Source organism: Candidatus Aegiribacteria sp., assembly GCA_021108435.1.
Lineage (GTDB): Bacteria > Fermentibacterota > Fermentibacteria > Fermentibacterales > JCC-6 > Aegiribacteria.
This window is the reverse complement of sequence record JAIOQY010000069.1, coordinates 25,923-47,065: the sequence shown is the minus strand read 5'-3', so window position 1 is coordinate 47,065 and position 21,143 is coordinate 25,923. Positions and strand designations below refer to the sequence as shown.

The 21,143-nt window shown below is 44.4% G+C and carries 15 protein-coding genes; all 15 read right to left on the bottom strand.

The window, feature by feature from the left end; translation table 11 throughout:
- Window positions 1-278: 278 nt before the first annotated feature.
- Window positions 279-3,011 (bottom strand): Flp pilus assembly complex ATPase component TadA, encoded by a 2,733-nt coding sequence (gene tadA / locus K8R76_04195; GenBank protein ID MCD4847372.1) that lies wholly within the window; start codon window positions 3,009-3,011, stop codon window positions 279-281.
- Between the two features lie 38 nt (window positions 3,012-3,049).
- A complete protein-coding gene (locus tag K8R76_04190; GenBank protein ID MCD4847371.1) occupies window positions 3,050-6,184 on the bottom strand; it encodes a response regulator in 3,135 nt (1,044 codons plus the stop codon).
- Window positions 6,185-6,205: 21 nt separating this feature from the next.
- Window positions 6,206-7,648, bottom strand: coding sequence for a sodium:solute symporter (locus K8R76_04185; GenBank protein MCD4847370.1), 1,443 nt, complete (start codon window positions 7,646-7,648; stop codon window positions 6,206-6,208).
- A 77-nt stretch (window positions 7,649-7,725) separates the two neighbouring features.
- On the bottom strand, window positions 7,726-9,297 hold the full coding sequence (locus tag K8R76_04180; protein ID MCD4847369.1) for a hypothetical protein: 1,572 nt from the start codon (window positions 9,295-9,297) through the stop codon (window positions 7,726-7,728).
- Entirely contained in the window at window positions 9,291-9,980 is a 690-nt protein-coding gene (locus tag K8R76_04175; protein MCD4847368.1) for a hypothetical protein, read from the bottom strand. Before K8R76_04175 ends, K8R76_04180 begins: the two co-directional genes overlap by 7 nt.
- A complete protein-coding gene (locus K8R76_04170; GenBank protein MCD4847367.1) occupies window positions 9,977-10,963 on the bottom strand; it encodes a VWA domain-containing protein in 987 nt (328 codons plus the stop codon). The genes K8R76_04175 and K8R76_04170 overlap by 4 nt, the downstream gene beginning before the upstream one ends.
- Complete coding sequence (locus K8R76_04165; GenBank protein ID MCD4847366.1) at window positions 10,963-11,901, bottom strand: VWA domain-containing protein; 939 nt, start codon at window positions 11,899-11,901, stop codon at window positions 10,963-10,965. Before K8R76_04165 ends, K8R76_04170 begins: the two co-directional genes overlap by 1 nt.
- On the bottom strand, window positions 11,898-12,755 hold the full coding sequence (locus K8R76_04160) for a hypothetical protein (protein ID MCD4847365.1): 858 nt from the start codon (window positions 12,753-12,755) through the stop codon (window positions 11,898-11,900). Before K8R76_04160 ends, K8R76_04165 begins: the two co-directional genes overlap by 4 nt.
- Entirely contained in the window at window positions 12,755-13,639 is an 885-nt protein-coding gene (locus K8R76_04155) for a DUF58 domain-containing protein (GenBank protein MCD4847364.1), read from the bottom strand. The genes K8R76_04160 and K8R76_04155 overlap by 1 nt, the downstream gene beginning before the upstream one ends.
- A 14-nt stretch (window positions 13,640-13,653) precedes the next feature.
- A complete protein-coding gene (locus K8R76_04150; GenBank protein MCD4847363.1) occupies window positions 13,654-14,646 on the bottom strand; it encodes a MoxR family ATPase in 993 nt (330 codons plus the stop codon).
- Complete coding sequence (locus K8R76_04145; protein MCD4847362.1) at window positions 14,627-15,997, bottom strand: phosphomannomutase/phosphoglucomutase; 1,371 nt, start codon at window positions 15,995-15,997, stop codon at window positions 14,627-14,629. Before K8R76_04145 ends, K8R76_04150 begins: the two co-directional genes overlap by 20 nt.
- Entirely contained in the window at window positions 15,997-16,803 is an 807-nt protein-coding gene (locus K8R76_04140; protein MCD4847361.1) for a hypothetical protein, read from the bottom strand. The genes K8R76_04145 and K8R76_04140 overlap by 1 nt, the downstream gene beginning before the upstream one ends.
- A 4-nt stretch (window positions 16,804-16,807) precedes the next feature.
- A complete protein-coding gene (locus K8R76_04135) occupies window positions 16,808-17,968 on the bottom strand; it encodes a DUF512 domain-containing protein (GenBank protein ID MCD4847360.1) in 1,161 nt (386 codons plus the stop codon).
- Between the two features lie 54 nt (window positions 17,969-18,022).
- A complete protein-coding gene (locus tag K8R76_04130) occupies window positions 18,023-19,849 on the bottom strand; it encodes a tetratricopeptide repeat protein (protein MCD4847359.1) in 1,827 nt (608 codons plus the stop codon).
- A gap of 36 nt (window positions 19,850-19,885) precedes the next feature.
- Window positions 19,886-21,103, bottom strand: a complete 1,218-nt coding sequence (hutI, locus tag K8R76_04125) for an imidazolonepropionase (GenBank protein ID MCD4847358.1) — start codon at window positions 21,101-21,103, stop codon at window positions 19,886-19,888.
- Between the last annotated feature and the right edge of the window lie 40 nt (window positions 21,104-21,143).

Below are 21,143 nucleotides of genomic sequence, written 5' to 3'. Positions count from 1 at the left end.
TATGTACAGTCAAAAGTAGCTTGTTCTGTGCTGATCTGTCCAGAAGGGGATAAAGTATATTGATGATATTATGTACAGTCAAAAGTAGCTTGTTCTGTGCTGATCTGTCCAGAAGGGGATAAAGGATATTGATGATATTATGTACAGTCATAAGAGATTTGTGCGGTATCAATACATATGACTTTACATAATATCCCTTATCGGACGTCATATATTCACTGAATTACGCCAAACCCCGTACTGGCAGCTTGTTTTGAATAAATAGTCCCTGTCACTATTTAAATACGTTTTAGTATTTTCTTGATTCTAAGAAGTAATGTATTCTTATGAATGGGTTTTCTGATGTAATCCTCAGCTCCTAATTCGTAACCTTTGACTTCATCCTGTGTATTATCCCTTGCTGTGAGGAATACAACCGGAGTTTCGATTCCTTTGTTTGTAATAGTTTCAAGCAGTTTGAATCCATCCAGATTGGGCATATCGACATCTGAGAGTATCAGATCAAAACTTTCCTTACTGAGTGTTACGATTGCATCAATCCCGTCACCTGTTGAAGTTACATCGTATCCGTTGGAAGACAGGATGAATGATATGAATTCGCGAAGATCAGGATCATCATCAACAACCAGGATTCTGGCTCCAGTATGAGCCTTCCCTCCTGTTTGATTCTCAATAACAGCTTTTTCTTGTTTCTCGAACGGTCTGGATTCAGTTGTGGAGACTGATTCAGCGGGTTTGAATTCTTTTGAGTATTCAAGAGCATCCGGTGTACTTGTCTCGTAAAATGATTTATCAGTTTTGTGAACCTGAAAAGATGCTGTTGTACTGTTCTTCCTGATAGAACCTGTAAGCCTTTTCTCCTCGAGAAGAATGGAATGATATATATCATTGTAGCAGACAGTGAAATCTCTCAGTTTATCAATAGCATGATCGCTCATAAGATATTGCCCGATATCATGAAAGCGCTGCCTCATGACCGATACTGATTCACCGCTTCTGACAATTTCGATAACTTCAGGATTGAATCGGAGCAGTTCGTATATTCCCTGACGACCTTTATAACCTCTGTTCTTGCACTTCGGGCATCCGACGGGATCGGCTATTATATCGGGAATATTTTCCGTGAAAAGACCGAGCATTTCCGATTCCTCAGGATTAATTGGTCTCTCGTTTCTGCAATAAGGACATAGACGTTTAAGGAGCCGCTGGGCTGAAATGAGAAGAATAGAGTCTGCCAGGTCAGCTCTTGTAACGCCAAGACGTTCAAGTCTTCCTATTGAAGTTGTCGTATTGGCAGAATGAAGTGTGCCGAATGTCATATGTCCGGTACTCGTAAGGTCCATCACTGTTTTTGCTGTAAATGGATCTCTGATCTCACCAAGAAAGATGATGTCTGGATCCTGTCTTACTGCTGATCTGAGAAGCGCTTCGAAGGTTACACCGGCTTTCTCATTAACTTCCTGCTGGTTGGCATACGAGATAGTGTATTCAACGGGGTCTTCAATGGTCATCAGGCTTCGGTTCTTGATATCGATATTCGATATAAGACTGTAAAGAGTTGTGCTTTTACCAGAACCTGTTGGACCTACGACAATTATCGCTCCCGAATGCTGCTGAGAAACCTCATACAGCGTCTCAGCTTGAGTCTCTGTCATACCAAGCTCAGCCAGTTCCATTGGCCTGGAATCCATGTCCAGAAGACGAATGATGATACTTTCCCCATAAGGTGTGGATGTGGTTGCAAGCCGCATTTTGAAGAACTTGCCTCCGATCCTTGCTTCCAGAGCTCCGTCCTGGGGTTTCCGTCTTTCAGCGATATCCATATCTGCCAGGACCTTAAATCGACTGAGAAGAGTTTTACCTGTTTTTGGTTTGAGAGTGAATTTGTCATACATATCACCATCGATTCGAAACCTGACAACTACTTTATCGGCTTTCGGTTCCATATGAATGTCACTTGCGGTATCAGCGACAGCAGTGAAAATGATTTTATCCGCTATATATTTGATGGGAGAAGTGTTAATATCATCCTTATCCGGTTCATGCTCTATTTCCAGTACGCTGCCGTGTCTGGTTTCAGACGCAATATCTTTTCCATCATCTGATTCGTCCCCATCTTCAAGTCTTGAGGATACAATCTTAACTTCCTGTTCTTTCGGAACATATGTTTTTAAGAGAGCGAGAATGCTTTCTGGCTGAGAAATTCCAAGTCGGGGTTCTTTCCCCTGAGAAACCATGTCAATTGTATCTCTGAGTTCAAGATTGAAAGGGTTGCTCAGAACATATGTGGTTTCTCCATCAGAATCCCGTATGGCTAGAACGAGTTTTGATCTGCTGAAAGGAGCCGGAAATACATCTGTAAGTATACTATCAGGATCAATATACGGGAGATAAGCAAATTGGAAATATTCAGCAATATTTCGAGCTAGAGCCTCCGCATCAACTCCAATATCCTTTGCGGAATCGTATAGAGACAATCGATCAAGCAACTTCATCCTGCCGGCAGCTTCTTCATCGAGATTCAGAGCATTTTCAAGGTATTGAATGAAATCAACGTAATCTGATGGAGCCTGATCCGGAGTGGTATGTTTTCCAGGTGCGTAAACTTTAGACCAGTGAGCTTTTGTTTTAAGGTGAAGAGTTATCTTATCAAGGAATTTATGTACGTTAGCAAGAGGACAGACAACACTGTCTACAACACCTACAGGTTTGGATGGAATTTTTGAATTAATCAGATCATCTGTCTCGAATGTTACTATTGTGGGAATACAGGCTGTCTCAGGATTATTCTGCAGTATGGAACTGAATTGAGATACACCCATCCCGGACATATGGTAAGGAACAACAATCAGATCCGGTTGATCAATTGCAGCTATTTCAAGACCTGTTCGGCCTCCTGCAGACTCGATTACTCTGCAATCACAACTGCCCTGCAGCAATTCAAACAGCTGATTTTTCCTGGATTCGTTATCATCAACAATCAGTACAAGTGGCAGCATCTTCTGTTTCATCTTACATTACAGCATTCATTGAATGAAAGAGTGATTTACTATTCAAGTTCCTCCATAAGGTCAGTATAATCTTCTTCTGATTGTCTGATCATGTTTTCAACTGCATTCAAATCACCATCAGAGCAAGCTTTCTCAATGCTTTTCATTATTTCCAGCAGGGCTTTTGCTCCAATATTACCGGATGAACCCTTTAATGAATGTGCGTATTTTCTGACTGATTCAATATCATTCACTGAAGCTGCATTCTTCAATGATGTCATGATTTCATCAGCATTGCTCTTGAAAAGATCAAGAATCTCTTTGACAAGTTCATCATCATCTCCGAGTGATTCCCTGAGAACTGATCTGTCAAATACGGCAAATTCCTTTTTCTCTTTCCCGGTCTTCCGTTTTGCTTCAGAAATGAATTCTCTGGAGCGGACTTTCTGAATCATCCTGGTTAGTGTTTCTGGTTTAACTGGTTTGGAAATATAATCATCCATTCCGGCCTGAATGCATTTCTCCCTGTCACCATCCATGGCGTGAGCAGTCATGGCTATAACAGGCACTTCATGATTCAGAACAGATGACTGCGGATCTCTGATGATGTATGTTGCCTCAAATCCATCCATTTCCGGCATCTGAATATCCATCAACACAAGATCGTAAACATTTTCTTTAAGCTCACGAACGGCTTCCATACCGTTCTCAACGGGGACTGCGGAATATCCGAGTTTCTCGAGCATTTTCAGGGCTACTTTCTGATTTACCGGATTATCTTCTGCAAGAAGGATTCTGAATTCTTCCTTTCTTAGTTCCGCTAAAGAGTGTTTTGTGATGATACCTCTGCTCTCAATTCGTGTACTACACTGGCCATCCATCACGTTCATGCTTATTAAGCAATCCCGAAACTGGGATATCTTCACAGGTTTGGTCAGATAGGCGGAAAAGCCTGCCTGCATCATCCTGGAGGCATCTCCACGCGCTGCTATGGATGTATACATGATTAAAAGCAATGTATCTTTCAGGTTAGGGTCACTCTTGATCTTCCTTCCAAGGGTTTCACCGTCCATGTCCGGCATCTGCATATCCAGAACAGCTATATCGAATGGATCATCATTTAAAAGGGCATCTCTCAGAATATTCAGCGCGGACTTGCCTGAGTCTGCTTCCTGGTACCTGCAGCCCCATTTTTTCATCATACCTGCAAGAATAATTCTGTTTGTATGATTATCATCCACAATAAGAATTTTCAGTGAGTTGAGAAGAGTGGATTCATCAGTCTTTATTTTCCTGGAAACCTGTGCGGGTTTCCTGATTATCATATCAGCTGTGAACCAGAAGGTTGAACCCTTTCCAGGTGTACTCTCAACGCCTATTTCGCCTCCAAGCAGATCTGCGATCTGTCTGGAAATGGTCAGGCCAAGCCCCGTGCCTCCATATCTTCGGGTTGTTGAAGAATCCGCCTGGGTAAAAGGATCGAACAGATTCCGGAGTTTGTCCTGTGAAATACCGACTCCTGTATCGGTAACAGAGAATTTAAGAAGAACCCTCTTCTCAGCTTCTTGTACTATATCTACGGTTAGGACTATCTCGCCTTCCGAAGTGAATTTAATCGCATTTCCAAGAAGATTGATGATTATCTGCCTCAACCTGCCGGGGTCACCTTTAAGAAGTGATGGGACTTCAGAATCTATATTCATCATTAATTCAATATTTTTCTCACATAAGCGGACGGCTGCAAGATCAGCAATACTTCCGAGCATTGTGCGAAGATCAAAATCTATTTCTTCCAGTTCAAGTTTACCGACTTCCATTTTAGAGAAATCCAGGATATCATTGATAATTGACATGAGTGATTCAGCGCTTTCCTGTATCGTCTCAGTGAAATCCCTCTGTTCAGGATTCAGATCAGTTTCGAGCAGGAGTCCTGTCATGCCTATGACGCCGTTCATAGGTGTTCTGATTTCATGACTCATATTCGCGAGGAACGCGCTTTTAATACTGCTGGCCTTTTTTGCTTCCTCCTCGGCTCTTTTCTGACTGGATATATCGACGAAAGCTTCAAGAAGAACGTTTTCACCGTTAAGTTCAATCGGAACGACTGATTTAATTATAGGTATTCTCTTTTTATCTCTGGTCAGCAGAATTCTCTCGGAATCGTCAACCTTTTCGCCAAGGTCAAGAATAGGACATCTTCCAATCTCTGTCGGACATATGAAATCATGGCAGATATTTCCTTCTAACTCTTCTGGTTTTCTTCCAAGAATATTTCTCGCAATTCTGTTTGCGCTGATTATTCTCTTGTCTCTGCCGATTATCATTATTCCGAAAGGCACGGATTCCAGAATGGTTTCATTTGTCTTCAGCGCTTCATTCAGTTCATCTTCGGATTTTCTCTGTTCAGTAATGTCTCTGTCTACCCCACGATAGCCAAGAAGATCGCCGTTTTCATCGAGGATAGGAACTCCATTTGTCAGTAAGATATGGATATTTCCATCTTTATCAAGAATTCTGTTTTCCATATCGACGATATTCATTTTCTTCAAAGCAATCAGTTGGAAAATCTTTGAGATACTACTGGAATCCTCAGCTGTCATGAAATCAAACGGTGTTTTCCCAAGTACTTCAGAAGCTGTGCATCCGATAAGGCTTATTACGTTATCAGAGCAGAACGTATACCTGCTGGATGCGTCTATCTCCCATACCCAGTCCGCGCTGCAAAGCGCAATATCTCTGAAGCGATTTTCACTCTCGGCAAGTTCAAGTTCGATCCGCTTTCGTTCTGTGATGTCTGATATTGTGGCAAAAGAACCTGTTATTCTACCCTCTTTGTCTTTTCTCGGAACGACTGAAAGTGATACTGTTTTCCTGTTATTCTTCTCCGTGACAATCGAAAGCTCGTACCTTGAAGATTCACCATCTTTTCTTCTATCAGTCTGGCTGGACACGATATTCCGTTGGTCGCTGGAGACAAAATCCAGGAAAGATCTTCCGATAAGATTTTCAGTCATCTCGACCTCGAAGAGTTCGTAAAGGACCGGATTACAGAATAAGATGACATTATCGTTACTGACAATCAGAATGCTCTCCATGACAGAATTCAGAATTTCCATATGCATATCATCATCCCTTGAAGAATTCTCTGGACGAGTGATAGTATCTTTGTCTGTATTCAGATTATCCTTTTTCATGACACATCCTCTCAAATATTATCATGTTGATCTGAGCTTTCGATAACCGACAAACAGAGCAGGGATGATAAGGGATACAAGCATACCTGTGGAAGCAGCCTGGGGAACCTTTGAAGCGCCCCACAGGATGAAGAGTATCAGGCATACGGAAAGCCCCATAGTGGATGCAGTTATGGCTCCGGCTTTCCCGATCATTTTTGAGAACAGTCCCCAGATAAATGGTCCGAGGAACACCGAAGCTATAGCACCCCAGGATATTGACAATATGGTTACTATTACAGCGGGTTTCTGCCAGGCCAGAATCATTGACAGAATAATGAAGAATCCGCTGCTCAGCCTGCCCAGTTTTGTAAGTGTTCTGTCTGAGGCTTTCTTATTGATGAAACCGTGATAAAAATCCTTAGTAACAGTTGAGCTGGATATCAGAACAAGAGCTGCAAGTGTGGACATCGATGCTGAGAGAACAAGGAGCAGAATAATAACAGAGAGAGCTCCGGGAATCACTGTTGTCAGAAGCTCCGGCATTAAAGCGTCAAAAATTGGTGTTCCACCTTCTCCAAATGCTTCTGGAGTGTTTGCGGGAGAAAGGAATACCCTTGTAAGCGCTCCCGTGAAGTAGGCTATCCCGGTTACAAGAAGAGCAAAAATAGTAGAAGCTACGGTACCTATCCTGACTGCTTTCCGGTCGCGGACAGCGTAAAATTTCTGAACGAGCTGAGGCATCGCGAAAGGGGCTACACTGGTCAGGAAGACCAGAGAGAGCAGTGGAATAATGCCAGGTGGTCCTACAGAGCCAATAAGTTTTGGTTCAATCGCTTTAAGACTTGAGATTATGTTCGGTAAGCCTCCTCCCTTTTCCAGAGTAAAACGGAAAAGAACGAGAACACCTATAGTCATAACGATTCCGAAGATAACATCAATCATTGCCATGGATCTGTATCCGCCCATTATAAGGTATACACCCGTAAACAGCCCCATGAAAAGCAGTATCCATGCATATGGAAGCTGAAATGTGGATTCGAAGAGGTAGCTCAATCCCATGAAGACCGCTGCAGTATAAGGTATGAAGAATACAAAAATGGCGACAGCAGTGAAACCTTTCAGAAATGGACTGTTGAATCTTGCTTCCAGATATTCAGGCATTGTTTTGACGCCGAGGGAATGAGTTGCCGATTTTATCCTGTGACCAAGCAGAAGCCAGACACCAAGTACACCTATTAATGAATTACCAAGGGCTATCCAGAGAGCGGAGAGACCGAATCCCCAGCCAAGTTTGCCTGCGAAGCCTATAAAAAGTACAGCTGAGAAGTATGCGGTGCCGTAGGAAAACGCGGTCATCCATGGACCAACTTTACCACCGCCGAGAAGGAAATCGTTGTAAGAACGGGTTTTCCGCATTCCTAAAAGACCAATTATCATGATAAGAACCGCATACGCCCCTACTGCAAGGTAATTAACAAGCATTCCTCATACTCCTGAAGGTTAAGACATTTTATTTCAATCTCTGAATATAGGCATGAAGAATTACCGGAACACCCCCATCAGCGGGAAACATCGTGATCCAGATCAGTGGACAGCTCCTGAACTAGTTCGATACATGTTCGCTTCAGACGATCAAGCTGTTCGCCGGATATCTTTCTTCCAGACAGCATGAGTTCAATATCTTTCCATTGACGAAGAAGTCTGCCTTTTAAAATACTGTCAGTATCTCTGGCATCAAGCGCTTCATCAAGCTCTTCAGAACCCATGTAGCATGGAGAACCCGTCAGAAGTTCAGAAAGTTCGTATTCAAGCGCGGTGAGCAGTTCTTCCGGATCTTGCGCATCGTTGATATTCTCCTTCGAACTGTTTCGGCTGATTCTTTTCCTCATTACAAGGAATACGACCAGAGATACAAGTAGAAAAGAAGAAAGAATCAGTAATAAGGAGGAATTTCGATTATCATCGCTGAAATCAGTTTCAACAGAAGTCGTATGACAGGTGACATGCACCGAAAGCGTACAGGATGGAATGATAGCCTGATGGTAAAGCTCTGAGTCGGTGTCGAACCATGCAAGACTGTCCGGACCAATGACAACGATGCCGGTATCACTCGGTTCAATAACAATCCGGCATGTGACCTCTCCCCCATCAGGTTCGCTGAGTAATGGACCGGAAAGCATTGATGCCGGACCGCTGATTGTCAGAGAAGGCAAAGACTCGAGCTGTGATGCTCCAGGACCGGTTGCGGAGAGCTGAATACATTTCTCTCCTGACTGACTGTAACCACTCAGAATTTCATCCAGACTGAAGAAGATCTCTTCTGTTATTCCCGTGAAATCAGCAGGCTGTTCTTCTTCGGGAAATGGATATACTGCCAGCCATGAACCTTCAGAGGATATTTGCTGTTCAAGTGATCTATGTAAGAATCCTCCAGGGATGCCGATCCTGCCCCGCAGGACGGGCAGCTCAAGGCTGCAGGCAAAAGCTGGAGTTATTTCCAATGTGGCAAGCCATGTCTTGAAATGACCGTTCTTGCATCTTACCCATGTAAGTTCATTTGCGTCCTCAATAAGACCGGAAGAAGCGTACTCGGCTGCATCGAGATAGAGGTCAACAATTTCAGCGTTTCTCTGGGTTTTATATATATAGTAATCGATCTGGAAAGACTGTCCTGGATATACTCGACCGGCAGTATCAATCTCGATTTCAATCCATGCAAGTACTTCAGATTCGGTACTGCTCGGTGTGCTTCCTGTATCAGGAGTATGACCGGATGAAATAATCGAATCAGCAGGGATTTCACAGATTAATGTTCCATAGGAAGTTATTCTGAATGGTCCAACCGTGTGGATTCCATCTTCAATCGACATGAAGTTAATCGATAGAATAGTTTCCGAGTTTATCGAACTTCCTGATGATGTGGTTATACTGGAAAATGAATGCATCGTATTGCTGCCCTGGAATCTCAGTCCATCAGAACAAAGAGGGGCGCATTCAACATTTCTGATATCCATACCGGTGAGAGTGATATCAACAGAGAAGGGATTGCCGGTTCGTACAGAATCCGGCAAAGAGACTTCAATATCAGGAAGTAAGGTGAAAAGAGACAGAAACCACAGCAGAATTACCATATTGGTCCCGCTGGATAACCCATTTTCTTCGCCCCGGTTGAATCCTCCGCCTGATTGCTGTCTTCCACGAGATCCAGAATGGCCTGTGCCTGTTCAGGTGTCATTTCAGTGATCTGCGGCGGAGGCTGTTGCTCATCCTGCTGGTCTTCGCTCTGATCCTGCTGGTCTTCGCTCTGATCCTGCTGGTCTTCGCTCTGATCCTGCTGATCTTCGTTCTGATCCTGCTGATCTTCGCTCTGATCCTGTTGATCCTCAGGGGGTTCGTGATTGTCAAGCCAGTTAAGTCCAGCCTCAAGTCCGGTATTCTCGCATTTCAGAGAGAGACCATCTGATACAGCAGTTCGAAGAAAGTGTACTGATGACTCTACTCCGGCGTAATCGTTTTCCTTGATGGCAAGTGCGAGAGAAGTAAGATCCCTTGCAAGCATGAGTGTATCATCTCCCACATCAGTGATATCCATGGAAAGAATTGAATCGGCAACCGACAGAGAATCCGCCATGAATTGAGATGAAGCAAGATTATAGAGTATTCTTCCCCTTTCGGGCATCCTTGAAAAGAGTTCCGACAAGGCTCCGATCGCGCTCGAATATTGTTCATCAAGAAAGTACTGTGCCGCGATCTCCGCGAGTTCAGCAGGCGCGAGGTTACTTTGAAGCTGAAGTATCATGAGAAGGAAAATCATTTGCCCTTCCTCTCAACAGCAATCGCAAGAGAAAAGAGTATCAGAGCAGCTCCAAGGAAGTACTGGTATCTCCTGGTAGAAGTGGAACCGCCTGATGCAAACTCACTGTTTTCATCGGAAATATGTTCCAGAAATACCTGAACAATGGACGAGAGATCATCAGTCTGAGACAGTGGTAGATATACCCCCCCTGTTTCAGAAGCCAGTTTCATGAGAGATTCTTCCTCAAGAACTGTTCTCACTGTATCTCCTGCCGTATCAAGGAGAATGCCTCCATTTTCAAGAGGTATCGTCATTTCAACAGGTCCTCCGACTCCCACTGTCAAAAGACGCATATTGTTTGCTTTCGCGGTTTCTATCGCGCTTGCAGTCGCGTAATCATGAAACCCTCCATCACTGAATACTATTCCAAGACGGGCTTCAAGATCCATTTCAGGTAGCGCAGACACCATTATATCCACAAGATTTCCAAGTTGTGTTCCGCGGACAATATCGGTGTTGCTCCATGTATCATCAGGTAGTCTGCTCAGGAGAAATTTCCTGTCCAGGGTCAGAGGAGATGCAAGTCTGGAACTTCCTGAGAATATCACGAGTGCTATTCGTACATCGTCAAGTTCTTCTATCAGCCTTCTTATCTCCGCATTAGCCCTGACAATTCTGGATGGGGCTTCATCCAGAGATGACATGGATTGAGAGATATCCAGAGCTATTACGAGGTTCTTCCCTCCTGTTGAAACTATGGCAGATGATCGACCCCAGGTTGGACCACTCAGAGCTATTACTGAAAGAATCAAACCGGTCACCCAGAGGGTAATTGAGAATGATCTCTCCGGTGGAGGATGAATTCTGACTTTGTCCCAGAGAACAGGTCTGACAAATACTCTTAACAGTTTCATTTCAGAATTAAGCCACTTTTTCCTCAACCACCAGTAAACAGGTGCCAGAAGGAGCAGGAGAAGCAGGAAAGGGTGCTGGAATCCCATCAGTCACCCACAACCTTGAAAACGCGCCATTTAAGAACACTTGAAACCGCAAGTAGCATCAGTCCCCACACAAGAAATTGCATGTAAGAATCTCTGTATACGAAAAGACCTTCTGGAGGAAGAGTAGAAGCTTCAAGCGAATCAATTGCGCAGTAAACCTCATCAAGCTCCTGCGGCGATTCAACATTGAAAAGTCTGCCTCCGTTCAATCCGGCGATAGCTGAGAGAGTTTCCCTGTCAACTCCAAGTCCTTCTTCTGAAGAAGGAGTACCGATGGCAACGGTATATACTCTCAGGCTGTCCCCATGAATGGTATTGACAGCCTGCGCAACAGTAATGGGATCAATCCGGGAGGAGGTGTCTTCACCATCTGAAATGAGGACGATCACTCTTCTGGCTGTTTGTGAATAGTCAAACCCTCTGGCTGCTACTGCGAGACCTGCTCCGATAGCGGTTCCATCCTGAAGGGTACCGATTGAAGCGCTCTGAATGAATCTCTCAAGCGTCGAATGATCAAAAGTAGGCGGACAGATGGCTCTAGGTTGTTCCGCGTAGATCACCAGACCTATTCTGTCGTTTGGTCTTCCGTTTATGAATGTCAGAGCTGCTTTTTTAGCGGCTGCAAGTCTGCTTGGATAGTAATCACTTTGAGTCATACTTCCTGAAACATCCAGAGTTATTATGATATCCAGTCCCTCACCAGCTTCTGGAAGTCTCTCAAAGCCGTACTGTGGGCGTGCGAGTGCGATGAACAGAAGTGCGAACCCGATCCATTGCAGAAGGCTGGATACTCTATTTCCCGAATTGCTGTTTACAGAGGGAAAGGAAAAAGGTCCGGTATATGTCTGAGAGTGAGTCTTAACCTTTCTGAAGAAAAACTGCAGAATAATCAAAAGGAATGGAAACCCCAATAAAGCCGGCAGAAACTGGAAATTCATCGAAGATGCCAGTCCCTTCTGATGGAAGACAGCTTCGATGTAAATCTCTCAGCTCTTTCTCTTGAACCACCCCATGACGCGTATCTCTGAAGGGTAATCTCTTCTATGAGTTCGGTAGAATCCTCGGTGAATTTCCTGCCGTCCTTTTCCGAATGGGTAAGTCTGATAATTTGACGCCATGTAAGGGCGCGGTTGGATATTTTGAAGCGGAAAAATACTGTGTCTCTGAGCAATTTGTCCACATCTCTGTAATAGGTGATCCAATCACCGTTAGCGAACGCTGGTGAATCAATAAGCGCTTTTACTTCATCCAGAGGAGATAGAAGTTTCTTTTCTCCCGCATGAATATCTTCTGTGCCTGACAGTTTTTTCTTTTTTCTGTAGTACAGCCACGATAATACAGCAATAATGGTGATAACACCGATAAGCAGCATTGGAAACAGCCATGAAGTTGGAGGAGCCTTTTTCCATTCCTCCCAGAATCTATGCTGATTCAGGTAGTTTTCTGGAAATCCAGGAGGAATATCAATTCCAAGGGGAGATGGGAAAACCGAAACCATCCAGACCGAATCCGGCATGGTTCGCTGCACCAGAAGAACAGGCGGAGCAAAGAGTTCCTCAAGAGAGTCCGAGTGAGCTCCGAGCATAGGAAGATCGAGTGTGTCAAGGGAAAGCGGGACAAGTGTCACAATGCCGGCATCCTGCTCAAGCACATGCCAGTTCTCTGAAGATTCAAGCAATTCAACTGTCCAGCCATCCGGTACAGGGTATTCGACTGTTACGGGAATCCCGAGAGAACATGAAACTGCTTCGCTTCCGGAGACAAGCGAAATCATTATAAGAAAATCTATCATCAATGGCGTCTCCGCTTTTTCCTGAGTTCGAAGAATCTTCTAAGGGGCAGCACAAGATTATCGGCCGTTGAAATACTTATCAGGTCAAGTCTGTTGTCTTTGCATAGTTTCTCTCTTTCAGCCTGAACAAGACGTACCTGATAGGCGAATTTATCTCTCCAGGTTCGGGAACTTGTATTCACAACCTGTTCTTTCCCTGTTTCCGGATAGCGGAATCGAACGTGTCCCATAGGCGGCAGGTGAATTTCTCTGGGGTCAAAGACATGTATTCCTACAACATCATGCTTCTGTACAGTTGCATGAAGAAGTTTGCTGCCCCCCGGTATTCTGAAATCACTGATGATGAATACGAGAGCCCTTCTGTTGAGTACGCGACCCATGTACTTCAGAGCTTTATCAAGGTCTGCCGGTGCCTGTCTGTCAGGAACCTGAAGGATTCGCCGTACAAGACCAAGAGCGTGTTTCCTCCCCTTGTCCGGCGGGACATATTCATGAACCTGGTCGGAAAAAGTCAGCATTCCGACTCGATCATTACTTTGAGATGCTGAAAGTGCCAGTACAGCTGCTACTTCAGCAACACGTTCTGCTTTTGTAAGATTAAGTGATCCAAATCGAAGACTGCCTGAGAGATCGACAGCAAGAAGAACCAGTAACTCACGTTCCTCCCTGAATATTTTTACATATGGAATCCTGGTTCTTGCATAGACATTCCAATCGATGAGTTTCGGGTCATCTCCTTCTGAATATTCTCTGAGATCAGAGAACTCCATTCCCTGGCCTCGGAAGATTGATGAGTAATCTCCCCCGACAAGCTGTGCTACAAGTTTCCTTGTCTGGAGTTCAATCCTTCTGACGCGTTTGAACAGTGAGTGTACATTTTCCATGAAAATAATCTCTGTTACTTGACCGGAATCCTGTTTAGTATTCTGTCTATTATCTCCTCTACACCCACTTCTTCCGCTTCAGCTTCGAATGAGAGAATTATTCTGTGTCTGAGAACATCATGAGCAACTTCTTTTACTGTTGAAGGTGAAACAAATGATGATCCGTGGAGGAATGCCCTCGCTCTTGATGCTGCAAGAAGACCAAGTGAGCCTCTTGGACTGGCTCCAACGGTGATGAGATCATCAATATCCTTCAATCCAGCCTGTCTCGGGTGCCGTGTGGCGGAAACCAGCCTGACCATATAGTCAAGTACTCCATCTTCAACGATTACGCTGGAGGAGAGTTTCTGAAGTTCTATAACCTTTTCAGTTGATATCACCGGTTCAATATCCGGAAGAGGTTTGCCTCCTGTCCTTCGTAATATTTCAACTTCCTCAACAGCTGTTGGGTAGTCGATTTTCAGTTTCATTATAAATCTGTCCACCTGAGCTTCAGGCAACGGATAAGTGCCCTCCTGTTCAATCGGATTCTGTGTGGCCATAACGAAGAATGGAGACGGCAGAGGATATGTCTTGCCGCCGAATGTAACCTGTCGCTCCTGCATTGCCTCTAGCAGAGCGCTCTGAACCTTGGCCGGAGCTCTGTTAATTTCATCAGCAAGTATGAACTGCGCGAAAAGAGGTCCTTTTCTTGCGGTGAATGTACTTGTTTCCGGTTGAAATATCATTGTGCCTGTCAGATCCGCAGGCAGAAGATCAGGCGTGAACTGCAATCTTGAGAATGATGCCATTACGCACCTGGAAAGAGTTCTGGCAGCAAGCGTTTTTGCCAGTCCTGGCACACCTTCGATAAGAACATGACCATCACAGAGAAGCGCAGTCATTAATCCCTGACGGAATTCATCCTGCCCAACGATAACACTGGAAAAAACAGACTCCAGTTTATCCAGCAGAGGTTTTTCCGATTCAATCTGTTTCTCGAGTTCTTCAATCAGCTGTCTTGACATCCAGTTTCCTCCCGGCTTTTTCAATGTATTCACGCAATAAATATTCATATTCAGCCAGCTGCTGAGAAGTTCCAGCCTCAAACCTCATGACAAGCACAGGCTGAGTGTTGGATGCGCGAATAAGTCCCCATCCATCGGGGAATGAGACTCTTGCACCATCAGTGGTATCCACTGAATATCCAGCCTTTTCCAGCATATCTGTTACTGTATCGACAACGATGAATTTGCTTTCATCAGAGCATTCTTCCCTTATTTCGGGAGTAGAGAATACTTCAGGAAGATCTGCCAGGTAAGAACTCAGAGGAGCATCATCTGACGCAATTATCTCAAGCAACCGCATTGCAGCATAGAGTGCGTCATCGTATCCGTAATATCTGTCCCTGAAAAAGATATGTCCGCTCATTTCCCCCGCAAGTAGAGCATTCTCCTCAGCCATGGCTTTCTTGATAAGAGAGTGCCCTGTTGGTGACATCACAGCACGTCCACCCGCCTTTTCGATTTCAGAGAAAAACAGTTCTGAAGCCTTGACTTCAGAAATAATTGTTGCTCCAGGATTAACCTTTAGAAGTGATTTAGCCAGAATTATGAGGATTCTGTCACCCCGGACAACGTTTCCCTCTTCATCAAGTATTCCAAGTCTATCAGCGTCACCATCAAATGCAAGACCGATGTCAGCTCCTTCTCTAAGAACTGTTTTTCGAAGATCTTGCAGGTTTTCTTCTACGGTTGGGTCAGGATGATGATTCGGGAAAGTGCCATCCATTTCGCAGTAAATAGGAATAACTCTGCATCCAAGGTTTTTGAGGACATCAATCGCAATCGTGCCGCCAGTGCCATTTCCCGCATCTATAGCAATTTTCAGGGAACGATCAAAACAGAATTCAGAAAGAAGCCTGTTCGTATATGATTTCGTAATGGATTTACTTATTGCTGTTGCTTTTGATGCAACAGGAGGCACTGATGATATATCCTCCATTAATTTTCGGAGTTTCTGGATACCCTCACCCCATATAGTTTCATGTCCGAACAAGATTTTGAACCCATTGTATTCCGGGGGATTATGACTGCCTGTAATCATCACTGTAACATCCGGATTTAAAGTATACGCAGCAAAATAAGTCATTGGTGTTGTCTGCACTCCAAGATCAATAACATCTGACCCTGAAGTGATAATTCCATCTGTCAGCCAGCGGCAGAGAGTAGTGCCTGACGGTCTGCAATCTCTTCCGACAGCTACAACATTTCCAGCTATTCCTCCAAGAACTCTGCCCAGGTTTAATACGAGATGCTCATCAAGATCTGAGGGAAATATTCCTCTTATGTCGTATTTTCTGAATACACGGTTCTTCACTATGTCTGACGCTCCATTTTCTGATTCAGCGCGGGTAATTCCATCACGTATTGCCCGATTTTCGAATCGCTTGTGAGCCATCCATCGTGGATGCTTACAATTTGTCGTGCCAGTTCTACACCGAAAGCTGATTGTTTAACAGTCTTTGCAGATTCACCCTTGTATGCGATTTTCATTCTTACAGATACTTCGTCATTGAAGAGTACGATATGAACCAGAGATCCGGACACCATTATGCGTGAAATCTCTGATAGAATATTCTCTAGCGCATGCTTGAGGTAATGCCTGCTTCCGGTAACCATGACATTCTCATCAATGGACATCGCAAGGGAAACGCCTTTGGATGAAAACTCATCATTCCACTCGTTAAGAGTATCAAAAAGCAAATTGTCAAGAGAAACTGAAGAAGATTCAGCTTCATCGGGAAATTGTGAAGTGCCTGATAGATCCATCCTTTCAAGAAAGGCGAGTTCTTTCATTACATCAAGGAAGTTCTCAATTTCAGTAATCTCATTCGTAAGTCTTGTGAGATGCTCTTTTACACCGGGTGATCTGTCAGGTGGTTGCGAAAGCTCAATAGCTGTTTCTCGGAGTGATTCAAGAGGCTCTCTCAAGGAGATTCCTATCCTGGACAGCATATCGGATTTAAGCTTTCCCAACTCATCCAGTTCTTTAGTCAGTGCCTTGAGTTTATTCGAGAGGAGTTTGTTCTTTCTCATTAACGCAACGTTTTTTCTTCTGTTCATTTCCAGAATCAGAAACAGACAAAGAAAAGACAGAAATATGACAGATACTGGTAAATTCATGATTTCAGATCAGATCCTCCAACCCTCGCGCGATTATTATTTTGCGACCTGTCAGCTGTTCGATATTCCACGGTGTCATATCATCAAGTGTTAACATATCATGGTTGAACATGGAGCGAGGTAAAAAGACAGAATCGCCGGTGACATTTTCCGCCCTGATTGATTTAACGATATCATTCCCTGCCAGCAATCCTGAAACTCCCACTTCAGGACCGAAGAATGTGTTGTTTACAGACAGAATCTGATATTCTGATCCTGCCAGAACTCGTTTCATGAATGGTGCTGCAAGAGTTCCGGTGCATATCAGTCCCCTGCCAGAGAAATTTCTGTTTTCATACTCAAGGAGGTTTGAAAGCAGTCCAATTCCATTCTCCCTCAGTGTACATTCCTTATAATATGCAGAATCCGGAACATCCTTTCCAGAGAGAGAGAATAACTCATCCGCGGGATAGACCCAGGGCGTTCCTCTTCTTCTCAGAGCTATACTTCTCCAGCTATCACATTGATGAATTATTTCGGCAGCTTCTGACGGTGTCGGTCGTCTTATATCCTCCAGCCCGTCTCTGAATGATGTGATTCCCACCGGTACAACACCAACAGATGTTACAGAAGGGATATTTATCAGATCCCTGAGGGTACGTTCAAGAACTATCCCGTTATTCCACTCAGGCACAATAACGATCTGAGTTTCTACTGAAATACCGGCATTGGACAGGATTTTCAGTAGAGGGATGATTGGTTCTTCTTTTCCAGTTCCAAGCAATCTTCCTCTTTGAACAGGATCAGACGCATGAACTGAAACATGGACTGATGATAGATTCTTCTTAATAGCGATACTAACATCATTTCGATCGAGTGTGACGTAAGTTCCATGAAGGAAGGAATATCGGATATCATCATCCTTAACAAGAAGAGAAGACCTGATACCTGGAGGAAGTTGATCAATGAAACAAAAGATGCATTTTCGCCTGCAGATTCTTGGTGATTGTCCTTCAAATTCAAATCCCCATTCTATTCCAGGGATTCTCCGAATGATAATGTTCTTTGTCTGAATTCCCCGTCTGTATTTGATATTGATCAATGTTCCATTTGCGTTGTACATGAAATCAAACCAGTCATCCAGTATTTCACCATTACATGTAACTAGAATATCAGTCTTTTTCAAACCTGTTCTTGAGGCAGGAGAGCCTGGGTGAATGGAACGGATTCTGAGCAAGAGTCAGTCCAGCGTGTGCCGCATCTTGACTAAATCTGAATCAAGTTTGGATGCAATCTTGAGTTCGCGCTTTGCCTGAGAATTTCTACCTGTTGCTTCATAGACATCCGCTATAGCGAGATGAAAACCAACCGCTGCTTTCATATTTCCAGCCGTAATAGTGAGTCCCTTTCTGAAATTGTCTTCAGCTTCATCGTATCTCTCGAGTAGAAGGCAGCATCTGCCAAGCATTTCTCTTGCTTTCATTCGATAGTCAGGGCTTTTAAGAACCTGTTCAAATTCGAAGTGAGCTTCACGATAAAGTCCCATCTCCATGTATGCTATTCCAAGATCGTAATGCGTGGAGTAATCATCCTTTGAAACAGCTGAATCAATACCATCCTGGAATTCACGGATTATGCCTGCCAGCGCGGTAGCTGTATTCCTGTCAAATCTGCGATCTATGTCTGCCAGTATCATTGCGATATCAGCGTAGTCATCACTGTCGACAAGTCCCGGACGAATTCCGTCCATCAGTGTTCTTGCCATTTCAAAATTTGAGTCGACAGCAACAGATTTTTCCAGAGCAGCAAGGGCTTCGTGAGGGCTGTCGTTTAGAAGGTATGCTACTGCCAGTCTGTAGAATGCTCTGGCCTGCCCTTCAGTATTCATCGATTTCCTGATTCTAACAACCTCTTTAGCCGCACTCAGTGATTCAGGACAGATATCAAGCACACCCTCAAGCAGTTCGAAAACCATATACTCCCGCTCATTAGCGCGGTAGATCGTGCAGGCTCTCAGATATGCATCAATTGATCCGTAGAAATCACCTACTTCAAGAAGGAGGTTTCCGAGTTCTACAAATCCGAGGCCATCTCCACGAGATCGATCGAGATTATCTCTCATATCATCAACCTGGAGAGATAGAGCTTCCTGAAGCTGTCTTTTTGAGACAAGGCTCAGACTTACGAGTATGTCTCCGAGCTTGCGATCGTCTTCCGATTCTCTCTGGATCTGCAGTGCATCAAGAACATCATCGGCCTCAAGTAATCCCTCGGCTACGAAATATTCACCGATACGCTTTCTTTTTGATAGAACATCTCCTTCATAATCCTGGGCTTGTTCAAAGAAACCGGATTCATCGTATTCGATTTCTTCAGGCGAGGATGATAAAGAATCTTCTACGAATTCGACCTCTTCAATTGAGGGCGGTAAGATGGGCTTTTCAGGTTCAATCTTTTCAGGTGGTGGCGGCGGTGGAGGTTCAGCTAATCCAAGTTTCCTATTCAATTGTTCAAGTTTGAGTTCGAGCTGATTGAGTTGGTTAATGCCTCTGTCACGTGCAAGCTGAATAGAATTCTCCAGGCTTTCGAGATCCTCAAGTGATGCTGCAATCTTGGCAAGTCGGATTACCCACTTATCATCCTCCGGTTGAAGCCTTGTCATGGCCATGCAGGAACGCAGGACTGCCGGGTCTTTTATGGCAGGCTTTGATTTGAGATACAGAATGAATTCCTTTTCTGCTTCATCAGGTTTATCCTGTTTATCAAGGTTAATAGCTTTCAGGTAGTGAGACATTGCAAAGCTATCGTCGATTCGCAGGGCTTTTCTTGCAACTGATAACGAAGCTGAATGAAGACCGTTATTGCAGTATAGTTCTCCTGCTATGCAGAATTGTTCGAGAGCCTTGTCAAGCTGATTAAGTTTTATGAGAACATCACCGAGAGAATTGTGAATTGAAGGTTCTTCCGGATACTGATTCATCATATGATTCAGTACTTTCTCTGCACTGTCGTACTTTCCCTTTTGAATCAATTCCTGTGCTTTGCGTCGCTGTTCTATATCAATCATGTCTCATCCTTTTGAATACATTATACATTAAATGCATCAATCGAACATGGTGGAAGCCAGATGTCCATTAACAATAACCCCTGCAATATCTGGCACAGCCAAGTGATAAGCAATACCACGGTAATCATCAAGATCCCATAGTATCATATCCGCATCCATTCCAGGAGCAAGTGCACCCTTGCGATCAGCGATACCCAAGGCAGCTGCTCCGTTGATTGTGGCGGCGGTTACCGCTTCTTCTATTGTAAAGCCGCACTGACATACCGCAAGGTTGATCATGAAAGGCATTGATTCACAAAAACAGCTGCCAGGGTTGAAATCTGTTGCAATGGCAACACATGCTCCAGCATCAAGCAGTTCTCTGCCACGCGGGAATGGTTTTCCGAGAAAGAGTGCCGTTCCGGGAAGAAGGGTTGCCACTGTATTGCTGGCAGCAATCCGTTCTATGTTCTCTTTTGAAATTGATAGAAGGTGATCTGCGCTTACGGCATCGTTTTCGACTGCTACAGCTGCGCCGCCTGTATCATGGAATTCATCTGCATGAATCTTAAGCTTGAAACCCATTTCGGCTGCGGCTCTGAGATATCGAGCTGATTGCTCGGCTGTGAAAACACCTTTTTCACAGAAAATATCGACAAAATCGGCTAATTTTCTTTCTCTGATTACAGGCAGGACTTCTTTAATCAGATAATCAAGGTACTGATCGGGATGATCGGTGAATTCCAGCGGTACTTCATGTGCTCCCAGAAAAGTCATCAATATAGTCTGAGGACAGTTATCAGCGGCATCTGAAGCGATCTGGAGGCATCTCAGCTCGGTATCAGCGTCAAGTCCGTAACCACTCTTCACCTCAACGGATGTTGTTCCAAAATGAAGCATGGTTCTGAGATGCTTTACGAGTGTCTCCTCAATCTGAGCAGAAGTGGCAGTCCTTGTTCTTGCAACGCTGTTAAGTATTCCTCCCCCTGCCCTTGCGATTTCCTCGTAATCCGCACCGGACGCTCTGAGAGCAAACTCAGCCTGTCTTGTTCCGGCATATAGCGGATGAGTATGTGAATCCACAAAACCAGGTGTGACAACTCTGCCGGTCGCATCGATCTCAAGAGCATCCCGGTTCAGCTCGATGTTGGCTGAGATATCAGAAGAAGTGCCGGTCCAGACTACTCTGCCATTCTGCGCAGCAATTGCTCCACCGTGGATGATGGATAGTTTTGATGCATCCTCTCCCCTGCGCAAACATGGGGAGCCGGTCATTGTAACCAGCTCCCCGACATTTCGTATAAGCAAGTCAGAT